The sequence below is a fragment of the Alkalibacterium sp. s-m-28 genome (assembly GCF_054658175.1).
In genome coordinates this window covers 1-11,227 of the sequence record NZ_BAAGIQ010000069.1, presented here as the reverse complement: position 1 = coordinate 11,227, position 11,227 = coordinate 1, and the positions used below count along the sequence as shown (strand labels likewise).

The following is an 11,227-nucleotide window of genomic DNA, read 5'->3' as shown; positions in this document are numbered from 1 at the left end:
TTTAATTAGAACTGACTTTCTCAAGCCTTTTAAAAGCTCGAAGAGCAAAATAGGCTTGAGAAAGACAAAAACAATAAACTGCGTTTCAGATTTCTAGAATAAATTTCCGAGAATAACTTTACACATATGTTCTTTTTGCTTTGATTGAATTTTTCACTAAATTGCTATATTCTTATATTAAAGACATTTATCACAAAGGAGAATGACAGTGAGTAAACTATTGATTTTCGGACATCAAAGTCCAGATACTGATGCGATCACTTCTGCCATCAGCTTTTCTTATCTGCAGAATCAGTTAGGTAAAAATACAGAGGCCGTTGCTTTAGGAGAGGTTACAGATGAAACAAGATATGCCCTTGATTTCTTCAACACAAAAGCGCCTAGAGTCATTTCTTCAGCTGCCGACGAAGCAGATGAAGTCATGCTGGTCGATCACAATGAAGCTCAGCAAAGTGTATCAGATATCGATAAAGTTGATGTCGTGGCCGTTGTTGATCATCACCGTATTGCCAACTTCCAGACGGCTAATCCTCTTTATTACAGAGCAGAGCCTGTGGGATGCACAAACACCATCATTTTGAAATTATACAAGGAAAATGGGATCGATGTACCTAAAGACATCGCCGGACTGATGCTGTCAGCTATCATTTCAGATACCCTGCTTCTCAAATCACCGACATGCACACCTGAAGATGAAGAAGCAGCTAGAGAGCTTGCTGAGCTGGCAGGTGTCGAGCTTGAAGCATACGGGAAAGATTTGCTGAAAGCCGGTACGAATACGGCCGACAAGTCTGCTGATCAGATTCTGAATTCAGATGCCAAGAACTTCCCGATGGGCGACCTGACTGTTCGCATTGGACAGGTCAATGTGGTCGACGTGGATGAGGTTCTTAACCGTAAGAATGAACTGCTTGAGGAGATGGTTGCTCAAAGTAAAGCTGAGGATTATGATCTGTTTCTACTCGTTATAACAAACGTGCTGGAAAGTGACTCAGTTGCGCTGATTTATGGAGATCAGAAAGCTGAAGCTGCAGAAGCATTTGATAAAGAAGTAGACAATGACCTGATCCTTCTTGAAGGTGTTGTGTCAAGGAAGAAACAAGTTGTTCCTCCATTGACCAAAGCATTAAGTTAGTTAGATGAATGATAAAAGAACACCCCTGCTGGTTTTGAAACTATCGGCAGGGGTGTTCTGTTGTATTTAAATAGAGTATGACTTTTCATTTGAACACTGGAGTCGTTTCCTAATCAGCTTGAGACCAGTGATCATCCCTGATCCGCTGACTGTGGAAAGAAAGGCGATGGCACCCAGTTTTCCACCTGATCCGTCAAATAGGGAATAAGCAGCTATGAAGAGTATGCCTGTCAGGACACTTAAAAAGAGCATCTGACGGTAGGTTGATACTCTAACAGGGGATACCATTCCAGTAAAAGTTGCGCAGAAGGCAGCTACGACCACTGTATGGGTTGCATCTGGGAATAACAAGGCAATGACCAGCCCTACTAAAGCGGAAGCTGTCACAGCATCCATCTCTAGGGCTTTCTGAAGAACATAGGTAGCCATGCCAGCGATTATGACAAACAGAAAAACAAGGAAGTATAAATTTCTAGAAAGTGGATCTATTGTTCTCAAAGGTGTACCTATAAGTGCAGAAGCACTGTAGGTTCCAGCAAAGGCCATGAATCCAAGTTTTCCTCCATAGCCAACAAAAATATTGGAAGAGAGAATAAACAGGGCACTTGAAATGATGCTGGCAAGTAAAAGCGAGAGAGGGTTTGAAAAAATAATGCTGCACGCCATACCTATAAAAGATCCACAGTAAATTGCTGCTGCGTATTTTCTGACTGCCCATGCTCCTGCAAGCCCTACGGTACTGGATGCAAGCACACCGCCTATTCCAAATGAATGGTTTAAGAAAAAGGTCAGGTAGGTGCCTCCTGTCAGAGCCAGGAGTGTGTATGTGGAACTGCTTGCCAATGTAGCCGCATTGGTTTTGACAGTACCTTTTAAATCAGTCCATTCCGTTCGTATCTGGAACAGTAAAGAAAAGGCTGAGAGGGCCACAATAGCGAACAGAAAGATATTCAAGTTTTGAATGGTACTGGATAACATCGACTGAAAGATAAGCAGAGCGGTCAGAATCAAAAATATAAAACTAGCCAAGGTAATCACTGTATTCGCTCCTTATTAGTGAGTTAGTTCACATGAAAAGGTAAAAAAAGATGCGAATTAAGTAAGTAATCGCTATCTCCTATATTGTGAGTGTATCACAAACAACCAATAAAATAAAACTTTTTTCACAAAATCATTAAAAATAGCAATTTATTAAACTGCTGTCATATTATTCTAATGTTTTACTTCTTTAGTACAGTTGTTTACAAGCAGTGGGGAGGTTTGTTATCAGATAGAGAGCAATTTGGGGCGTTGGTAGATTCTGTTCTGGTTATAGTGTTCAAGCCACCGGAATTTAAGGGCTATTTTGAGAATAAAATAAGCAATGAGAGACCCCTAACTGTATCGGGTGTCCCATTGCTTTTACGAATTATACAAGGTGCTTTTTTGTCTCTTGAATAGTATTTAGTATGGAATAAACTCTTCCACAAAAGTTTCCTTGTTGAAAGCAGCCATCTGCTGTGAGAAGGATCCGGCACCGTGTTCAGTAAACCAGTCAAAGCGCAGCTGGTCGTTATACAAGACCACTTTATCCCCTACAGAGACAGACTCATCGATTTCGACAAGCAGGTGGCTCATCATCATTACTCTTATTGGATAAGACTGGTCATTGATCAGTACAGGGAAGTCTCTTCTAGACAGGATCAGTCCGTTTCCATACCCGATATCACAAACTGCCAGTCGGGTAGGTTTTTCTGCTCTGAAAGCTGCAGAATATCCGGCATTCTGTCCAGCCGGCACATCGGTAATTTCTATCACGTTAGCGGTGACTTCAACGGTCTGCCTGGCGATCGCTTCATCCAGCCCTTGATAATATGGACGTGTCCCGTAAAGAATGACGCCCCCGCGGATATGTGTATGACCCTCATGCAGGCCTTCTCTTAAAAAGGACGCACTATTCTGCGCATGGATATAGGTCAGATCAGATAGATGGTCATTTAAATCCTTCAGCACAGCCTGCCAGTTTGCGACCTCATTAGCATGACGGCCTGTTTCAAAATCATCAGCATAAGCAAAATGAGTCCATATACCATTAACATCAAGCTGGTCATCTTCCAATATCGTCAGCATATCTTTAGAAGAAGTAAAGCCCAGTCGATTCAGATCATTTCTGAAAACCAGCTGTACCGACAGTCCTTCGAGCTCATCTCGATAGGTTGAGTAAAATTCGAAGGAGGGGACGGACAAGGTGATGTCATGCTGTCTAAGTTCATCAAATGCAGTTGACGGATCGAGAAGGAGCACCAGGACATTCGGGTCATAACTCCTGAGACGTTTGGCTTCTTTCAGGTTAGTCGTAGCAAATGCCCGGATTCCTCCATGGTAGAAGGCATCGAAGGTGTCTTTCAGTCCAAAGTTATACGCATCGTTTTTAACAATTGCGATCGTCTGGACCTGACTCTGAATGCTCCGCGCCTGTTCAGCTAATCGTTTTTGATTTCTGATCAATCGTGCTGTCATGTCAAAGCTCCTAACGTATGAAGGATTGACTGATAGTAGTGCACACCTTTTTCCAGCATCGATTCGTCAAAATTGAACAATGCAGTATGAAGGCCATGGATGTATCCTTTTTCTTCATTTCTGACACCAAGAAAAGCGAAGTTCGTTTTGGCAATAGACGAATAAAATGAGAAGTCCTCACCAAAGAGATAAGGTTCTTTCAGCAATTCTAGAGATAAGTCAGCACGTCTGCTGCTTTCTGTCACAGTATCCATCAGCTCATCATTATTGTAGACAGAAGGATACCCCTTGGCCACAGTCAGCTTGGATTCAGTTTTATATAATGAATCGGTTGCGCTGATGATTTCTTCCATTTTAACTTTTATGCGTTCGAGGTCTGCTGGATCGTACGTACGAATCGTGCCTTCAATATACCCTTCTGTAGCAACCGTATTAATGGCTTCGCCGGCGTAGAGTTTTCCAATATGAAGAATATTCTGATGCAGCCCGTTCAGGAAGTAGTGCTGAACTTGTGAGAGTTGTGTTGCAATCTGAGTCACTGCGCCAAGTGCACTGTTACCCTGATCTTTCTGAGCCACATGAGCAGACAGCCCTTTTACACGAATACGGTATTCAGTTGCACTGGCCATCAGAAAACCTGGTTTAGTAGCCAGGGTGCCTTCCGGAATATCCGGACCGAGGTGCAGACCGTATATCTGTGATACGTGATATTCTTCGAAAGGAAAAGCTTGAATCAGTGCATCGGCACCGGCATTTGATTCTTCAGACGGCTGGAAAATCAGCAAGACATTCTTGTGTAAATGCCCGGCGTCATGCTGTTCCTTGAGCCATTCGGCAAAGGTCAGAAGAATGGATGCATGCCCATCGTGACCGCATGCATGCATCGAGCCTTCGTGGGATGAACGATAAGGCAGATCTGTTTCTTCCTTTATAGGCAGCGCATCGATATCTGCTCTGAACCCGATCGTTTCTTTTTCTCCGGAATTTCCTTTGAAATAGACGACCGTAGCTGTATCCAAGGGTTCAAAGTAGGGGATGTCCAGATAGCTGAGCTGCTGTCTTATATAGTTGGTAGTCTTAAATTCCTTGAAGGACAGCTCCGGAATTTGATGTAGGAACTGTCTGTGTTTCGTAGCTGTTTCTAGTAAATCAGTCATGTCATCCTCCAGTTGATTCGGACAGTCTGCATATGCCTCTTTTTTATGTTCGGGATAGTATAAAGATCGAGCTGCTTGTGTAATTAAAGTTATCTGATGATGATCTTATTTCTTCAACTGTCTAAGTGCAGAAATAATAGCCACTTTATCCGATTCGACTTCATCTGTGTTTTTGATCTTGCGGGCAGGGACACCGGCAACGACAGTGTTTTCAGGAACATCTTCTGTGACGATCGCACCTGCAGCAACGACTGAGCCCTTACCGATCGTGACGCCTTCAAGCACTACAGCATTTGCACCAATCAGTACATTGTCTTCAACGACGACCGGCTTGGCGCTGGCAGGTTCGATGACTCCTGAAAGAACGGCACCGGCTCCAACGTGAACATTCTTACCAGTAATCGCACGACCACCAAGAATAGCACCCATGTCGATCATAGTTCCTTCTCCGACGACAGCACCGATATTTATGACTGCGCCCATCATAATGACTGCACTGTCACCGATGACCGCATGTTCTCTGATGAATGAACCCGGTTCGATGCGGGCGTTGACTTTTGTTGCATCGAGTAATGGAATAGCTGAATTACGACGATCCTGCTCAATGACCAGATCAGCTAATGCGTCACTGTTTTCATTGAAGAAGGGTTTCCAGTCGTTCAAGTCAGCGAAAATTGTATAGCTGCCTTCAGATCCGAAGACTTTGAACGTATCGGGAAATTCGTCTTTCTTCATAGCTGTGTTCACATATATTTTTAGAGGGGTCGTCTTTTCTGAGTCACTGATGTACTGGATGATTTCTTTTGCGCTGAATTCTTTCATTATTTACACTCCTAAATTATTGTAGGTATAAAACCCATTAGTTTTGTTGATCAGTTTTTCGGCCACTGTCAAGGCACCATTGGCGAAAATGTCTTTGGATTGAGCCGTATGCTTGATGGAAATGACTTCATCCACACCCGCAAACAGGACTTCGTGTTCACCGACGATCGTTCCGCCGCGGATGGTGGAAATGCCGATGTCTTTCTTGTCTCTTTTTTCGGTGACCTGACTGCGGTCGTAAACTTCCCTGGCATCCTGACGGCCGTTATCCTTGATCGCATCAAGCAGCTTGATCAATGTTCCGCTTGGCGCATCGATTTTTTTATTATGGTGCTTTTCAATCATTTCGATATCGTAAGCGTTCATAAGCGGTGCGATGTGCTCGAGCAGTTGAGTGACGATATGCACCCCATAGCTCATGTTGGCAGAAAAGAAGACTGGAGCGGACTCCGCCTTTTCCTGCATCAATTTGATCAGAGTATCTTTTTCTCCGGTCGTCGCAATGACCATTGGGACAGTCAAATCAGACTGCAGCATGCGCTTGGTCAGATCCGGATGAGAAAAGTCGATCAGAACGTCCGCTTCAGGCAGCTGATCATCAAAGGATGTGAAAAGAGGGTAAGGGCAGTTCTCTTCTTCGACTGGTGTGATCACACCGGCGATCGAATGCCCGCCTTTTTCCGCCAGTGCAGCGACACGTTTATTCATTGCGCCATAACCGACTAACAACAGCTTCATATTACCCGTCCTTTCTGATGGAATCAAACAAGCTGATCAGCACGTCTGAATCTTTTTCTTCCAATTTTACAAGAGGCAGTCTCATTTCGTATTCGCCATAACCCAGGTGACTGACAAGAGCCTTGATAGGAATAGGATTGACATCCACACCTAATGCATCCACTAACGGGAAAAGCAGCTGATGGGTCTCAAGGGCTGCTTTGTGATCAGTAGTCGCCTGCTCAAACAATTTTTGGTATTCATTTGGCAAGGCATTGGCCAGTACTGAGATGATGCCATGTCCACCCTGTGCGAAGTAGGGAAGAGCCAGGTCATCGTTTCCACTGTAGAAAGAGAAGCTGTCGTCTACCACTGCCTGAAGCCGGCTAAAGTGCGCAAAGTCGCCTGTAGCATCTTTCAAGGCAACGATATTATCGTGTTTATCCAGAAGCTCAAGTGTTTCAGGAGCAATCGTCATGCCGGTACGAGACGGGACATCGTATAAGACGACAGGAATCGACACGGCATCTGCAACGGCTGTAAAGTGTGCAACAAGACCTTTCTGACTAGTCTTGTTGTAGTAAGGCGTAATAACGAGCAGGGCATCGACACCAAGGGCTTCTGCTTCCTTAGATGCAGCGATCGTCTGAGCTGTATTGTTCGATCCTGTTCCGGCAATGACTGGAATATCTTTGTCGGCTACTTCCAGAGCAATCTTCAGACAATTGCGTTTTTCTTCTGCTGTCAAAGTCGAGCCTTCTCCAGTTGTTCCATTAATGACAAAAGACTGGATACTGTTTTCTTTTAAAAAGTTAAGGTGGGCACGTAATGCATCGTAGTCGACTGCACCGTCAATGAAAGGGGTCGTGACGGCTGCAGCTGTTCCTGTAAATAAACGGGTCATATCAGTTTTCCTCTCCTTTAATCAGTTGGTCAAGTATCTGAAGGGCATTCCAAGCGGCGCCTTTTAGTATATTGTCGCTTACTGACCATAAATGATACGAGTTCGGCAGACTTGGATCTTTTCTGATCCGTCCGACGTATACGCCTTTTTTATGAGCAGCATCAAGCGGTGTAGGGTAAATTTCGTTTTCAGGGTCATCCATCAGTACAACAGAAGGAAAGCCTTCGAGCGATTGTCTGATTTCTTCCACACCTACTTCTTTTTCCAGTGTCACGTTCATGGCTACTGCATGTGCGTGAGGAACGGGAACACGAACACATGTTGCCGTCACGTCTAAATCGGGCTGATTCAGTATTTTCTGAGTTTCCTTGATCATTTTCTGTTCTTCTTTAGTATAGCCGTCTTCCATAAAGACATCGATCTGTGGAATGACGTTGTGATAGATTGGGTGGTTGTAGTTCTGAGGTTTTTCTCCTTTTTCTCCGCGGTCCAGATCCTCTATCCCTTTCCATCCGGACCCTGATACAGACTGATAGGTTGTATAGGCGACACGAGTGACACCGAACCTATCGGCTAAAGGCTTCAAGGGGACCACAGACTGAATAGTGGAGCAGTTTGGATTGGCAATCAGCTTACGCTTCAGTGATGCGCGGTTGACCTCAGGAACGACCAGGTCTACTGACTCATCCATTCTCCAGGCACTCGAATTATCAATGATGACTGCACCTGTTTCTTCAAAGATCGGAGCGTACTCGAGACTTGTTCCTCCTCCGGCAGACATCAACACGTAATCATACTGACTGTTTCTGACGTGTTCTTCTGTCAGTTCTTCTACTATATACGTGTTTCCTTTAAAGGTTACTTCTTTTCCAGCTGAACGGGCTGATGAATACAGGGTGAGGGAATCAAAAGGAATCGATTCCTCGTCCAGGAGCTGAAGCATGGTCTGACCGACTAAGCCGGTCGCTCCGACTAGAGCTAGTGATACCATAGTTAAATCATCCTTTCGCAATTCTTATAAATCAAAAAATAAGTTTCAAAGTGTTGAAGTGTTGTCTAGCTTAACTACTCCCGTTGGTCGGTCGATCACAACAATAGTTGTACGTGCTGAAGCACTACAACTTGTAAGGACGTACCAGCCTCTCGAGAAAAAGATAAATGTACCCATTGCGCAGGATGCTCTTCTTCCGCATACTCTGTCTCTACGCATTGGAAATGCTAGAGTCACAGCAATTCGGGGCACATTTCCTCTACTCGCTATCGCTCGGTCGATCTCAACAATAGTTGTACGTGCTAAAGCACTACAACTTGTAAGGTCTACTCGCTATCGCTCCGGCGATCTCAAGTATATCTGTAAGAGCTGAAGCTCGAACAGATACTAAGGTATTTTCTTGTCGAGGCTTAGCGGTACGTGAAGTTTTTCTTATAAATCAAATGTCTGACAGAGTATACGTGTGGCTTTTTCACCGTTTTCTCCATCGACTACATAAGAGACACTAATTTCTGATGTGGTGACCTGATAGAAGGGGATATCAGATTCTATCAGAGTCTTGAAAATTTTTGATGCGATACCAGTCATGTCTCTCATTCCAGCCCCGATGACTGATACTTTGCAGTAAGTTGTTTCGATTTTAACATAGAGATGATCATAATCCGACTTAAGCGAGTCGAACAGTTCGTTCAGTTCTCTTTCTTCAGATTCCTTGAATGTAAATGACAGCTGAAGGCCATCCTGATTCTGAATCTGAGAAATCATATCGATATTGATTTCAGCTTCTTCCAGTTTGATGAACAAGTCATGCAGGAAGGACTGACTTTCGTTAGGGTAGGTGATAGTGATGTGAGCCATCTCTTTATCCAGAGCTACACCTGTCACGGCTTTTCTTTCGAGCATTTGATCATTCGGCACGATCCATGTTCCTTTCTCATTAGAGAGTGTTTTTCCAAGATAAATAGGGATATTGTGATTATTGGCCAGTTCCACGCTTCTAGTCTCCAGTACACCGGCACCAAGAGCTGACATTTCCATCATTTCTTCAAAAGAGATCGTGTCCCATCGCTTGGCTTCAGGATAGACACGAGGATCTGTAGAAAAGACTCCAGTCACATCGGTGTAAATCTCACATGGGCAGTCAAGGGCGGATGCAATGGCAACAGCAGTCGTGTCGGATCCGCCTCTGCCAAGGGTCGTCAGTTCACCGGCCTTATTGAATCCTTGAAATCCGGCTACAATCAGTATGTTCTGCTCTTCAAACAACTGTTCAAGCAGATCAGTCTTGATTGATGAAATCTTACTTTTAAGGTGTTTACCGATCGTTTCGATGCCGGCCTGGTAGCCTGTGAGCGGCTTGGCGTTGACGTTAAGATCATTGAGTGCCAGCGACAGGAAAGAGATGGTCTGCTGTTCACCTGTCGTCAGAAGCATCGCTAGGTCTTTGTCATTCGGTTTAGATGTCAGTTCATTAACTGATGCCAGAAGCTGGTCAGTAGTCTTTCCCATAGCAGAGACAACGACAACTAGCTGCTCGTCAGCTTCTACACGCTCCTTAATGTACTGCGCAATATTTTTTATTTTTGAGAAGTCGGCCACACTTGATCCACCGAACTTTAGTACACTTCTTTTCATAGGCGCTCCTTTATCAGATTGGATAAAACGGACGGCTTCAACCGTGCAGCTTTATGACTATAAAAAAACAAGCCGGGAATGCCGACTTGTTTTAAATAACCTATCATAAACAAGTGGAAGCACTCCGTTAAGCACACGCTATACGGCAGTCTGCATATTGTTCATATGCAACCCAACAACTTATCCTCTGTAAATAACAAGTCATTTCGGCAGATTTCCCTTTCCTTATTTCAGACTTACAGGTCTTTATGAAATAAGTACTCATGATTTCCGCACCTCATCCAGTTCTAATCTTAAATTGTATAATTTTAATGTTCCTGATTAATAGCTTATCAAATATGCTTAGAGATGTAAAATGTTATTTTGAATTAATTGCATTTTCTCGAGAGAACAATCAACTAGTAGTTCAGTCATTATGTAACTATGAATGGTTTTGGTTGAAAGTGACCGTTTAATATTGTTTGTGACCGTTTTATATGTTAAAATTCAATAGTGAAGAGGTGAGGTAAGTGCTTACAGAAGACAGATATGCTTATATACTGAAGGTGCTGAATGAAAAAAATACGATCACAGTACAAGAACTGATCGATCAACTTAACCATTCTGAATCCACAATTAGACGGGACTTGACCGAGCTTGAAAATCAGGACAGGCTGGTACGTATTCATGGAGGAGCCAGAAGAAAGCGTCAGCCGACTGATGAGGCATCAATGGAAGACAAAACAGTCAAAAACACTCAGGAGAAACAGGCGATAGCCAGAAAAGCAAATGCACTGATTGAAGCACATGAGGTGGTTTTTCTGGACGCAGGATCGACAACCTATGAGATGATACCATTGCTTGCGGATAAGGATATTACGGTAGTAACGAATGGTGTGCCCCATGCAGCACGTCTGGCCGATTACCAGATCGAAGCGATACTTATCGGCGGGCGCATTAAGAAACGGACAAAAGCGGTCATCGGATCAGTTGCGGCAGATCAGCTGGGAGAATACCATTTTACCAAAGCATTCTTGGGTATGAATGGTGTCGATCCAGAAGCAGGCTTTACTACACCGGATGTTGAAGAGGCAGCTGTGAAGAAAAAAGCCATCCGACAGTCAAATGCGACGTATGTATTAGCAGACCCGACTAAATTTAATGAAGTCACGTTTGCTAAAGTGGCAGACATAGACGATTGTGCAGTCATTACCACATCTCTTGCAGAAGAACATAGAACAGTCGCAGAATTAACTAAAGTGGTAACTCCCAATAATCTATGAAAAATTATGTTTCCCAAATTTCTCGTTGCTCGTATGATGATTTCTGTCGATGAAGGTAATATAATCCAATCATTGTCTGGATTAAACAGCTTTATAACAGATCCA

10 protein-coding genes and 1 riboswitch are annotated in these 11,227 nt (G+C 43.8%); of the genes, 2 read left to right on the top strand and 8 right to left on the bottom strand.

Annotation, left to right across the window (positions count from 1 at the left end; genetic code table 11):
- Nucleotides 1-208 precede the first annotated feature (208 nt).
- Nucleotides 209-1,135 carry a manganese-dependent inorganic pyrophosphatase gene (locus ACYQ4S_RS08990; RefSeq protein ID WP_459770681.1) on the top strand — a complete coding sequence of 309 codons (927 nt, stop codon included), beginning with the start codon at nucleotides 209-211 and terminating at the stop codon, nucleotides 1,133-1,135.
- Between the two features lie 66 nt (nucleotides 1,136-1,201).
- Here the strand turns inward: ACYQ4S_RS08990 and ACYQ4S_RS08985 are convergent, their stop codons facing one another.
- The 8 genes from ACYQ4S_RS08985 to ACYQ4S_RS08950 form a co-directional block, all read right to left on the bottom strand.
- Nucleotides 1,202-2,173 carry a hypothetical protein gene (locus ACYQ4S_RS08985; protein ID WP_459770679.1) on the bottom strand — a complete coding sequence of 324 codons (972 nt, stop codon included), beginning with the start codon at nucleotides 2,171-2,173 and terminating at the stop codon, nucleotides 1,202-1,204.
- 405 nt (nucleotides 2,174-2,578) lie between these two features.
- Entirely contained in the window at nucleotides 2,579-3,634 is a 1,056-nt protein-coding gene (locus ACYQ4S_RS08980) for an alanine racemase (RefSeq protein ID WP_459770677.1), read from the bottom strand.
- The gene (locus ACYQ4S_RS08975; RefSeq protein WP_459770675.1) at nucleotides 3,631-4,791 is read right to left on the bottom strand and encodes a M20 metallopeptidase family protein; all 1,161 of its coding nucleotides are present in this window, start codon (nucleotides 4,789-4,791) and stop codon (nucleotides 3,631-3,633) included. The genes ACYQ4S_RS08980 and ACYQ4S_RS08975 overlap by 4 nt, the downstream gene beginning before the upstream one ends.
- 105 nt (nucleotides 4,792-4,896) lie before the next feature.
- The gene (gene dapD, locus ACYQ4S_RS08970; protein WP_459770673.1) at nucleotides 4,897-5,613 is read right to left on the bottom strand and encodes a 2,3,4,5-tetrahydropyridine-2,6-dicarboxylate N-acetyltransferase; all 717 of its coding nucleotides are present in this window, start codon (nucleotides 5,611-5,613) and stop codon (nucleotides 4,897-4,899) included.
- Between the two features lie 3 nt (nucleotides 5,614-5,616).
- Nucleotides 5,617-6,351, bottom strand: coding sequence for a 4-hydroxy-tetrahydrodipicolinate reductase (gene dapB, locus ACYQ4S_RS08965; RefSeq protein WP_459770671.1), 735 nt, complete (start codon nucleotides 6,349-6,351; stop codon nucleotides 5,617-5,619).
- Nucleotide 6,352: 1 nt separating this feature from the next.
- Complete coding sequence (gene dapA / locus ACYQ4S_RS08960) at nucleotides 6,353-7,234, bottom strand: 4-hydroxy-tetrahydrodipicolinate synthase (RefSeq protein ID WP_459770670.1); 882 nt, start codon at nucleotides 7,232-7,234, stop codon at nucleotides 6,353-6,355.
- A 1-nt stretch (nucleotide 7,235) separates the two neighbouring features.
- Entirely contained in the window at nucleotides 7,236-8,225 is a 990-nt protein-coding gene (locus ACYQ4S_RS08955) for an aspartate-semialdehyde dehydrogenase (RefSeq protein WP_459770668.1), read from the bottom strand.
- A gap of 432 nt (nucleotides 8,226-8,657) precedes the next feature.
- Complete coding sequence (locus tag ACYQ4S_RS08950; RefSeq protein WP_459770666.1) at nucleotides 8,658-9,860, bottom strand: aspartate kinase; 1,203 nt, start codon at nucleotides 9,858-9,860, stop codon at nucleotides 8,658-8,660.
- Between the two features lie 109 nt (nucleotides 9,861-9,969).
- A riboswitch (Lysine riboswitch) is annotated at nucleotides 9,970-10,149 on the bottom strand.
- A gap of 220 nt (nucleotides 10,150-10,369) precedes the next feature.
- Between ACYQ4S_RS08950 and ACYQ4S_RS08945 the strand changes: the two genes are divergently transcribed.
- Nucleotides 10,370-11,122 carry a DeoR/GlpR family DNA-binding transcription regulator gene (locus tag ACYQ4S_RS08945; RefSeq protein WP_459770664.1) on the top strand — a complete coding sequence of 251 codons (753 nt, stop codon included), beginning with the start codon at nucleotides 10,370-10,372 and terminating at the stop codon, nucleotides 11,120-11,122.
- The last annotated feature ends 105 nt before the right edge of the window (nucleotides 11,123-11,227 follow it).

What these genes read in the sequence shown, in the direction of transcription:
- ACYQ4S_RS08980 (WP_459770677.1), bottom strand. Translation starts at nt 3,634, where the DNA reads ATGACAGCACGATTGATCAGAAATCAAAAACGATTAGCTGAACAGGCG.
- ACYQ4S_RS08975 (WP_459770675.1), bottom strand. Translation starts at nt 4,791, where the DNA reads ATGACTGATTTACTAGAAACAGCTACGAAACACAGACAGTTCCTACAT.
- dapD (WP_459770673.1), bottom strand. Translation starts at nt 5,613, where the DNA reads ATGAAAGAATTCAGCGCAAAAGAAATCATCCAGTACATCAGTGACTCA.
- dapB (WP_459770671.1), bottom strand. Translation starts at nt 6,351, where the DNA reads ATGAAGCTGTTGTTAGTCGGTTATGGCGCAATGAATAAACGTGTCGCT.
- dapA (WP_459770670.1), bottom strand. Translation starts at nt 7,234, where the DNA reads ATGACCCGTTTATTTACAGGAACAGCTGCAGCCGTCACGACCCCTTTC.
- ACYQ4S_RS08955 (WP_459770668.1), bottom strand. Translation starts at nt 8,225, where the DNA reads ATGGTATCACTAGCTCTAGTCGGAGCGACCGGCTTAGTCGGTCAGACC.
- ACYQ4S_RS08950 (WP_459770666.1), bottom strand. Translation starts at nt 9,860, where the DNA reads ATGAAAAGAAGTGTACTAAAGTTCGGTGGATCAAGTGTGGCCGACTTC.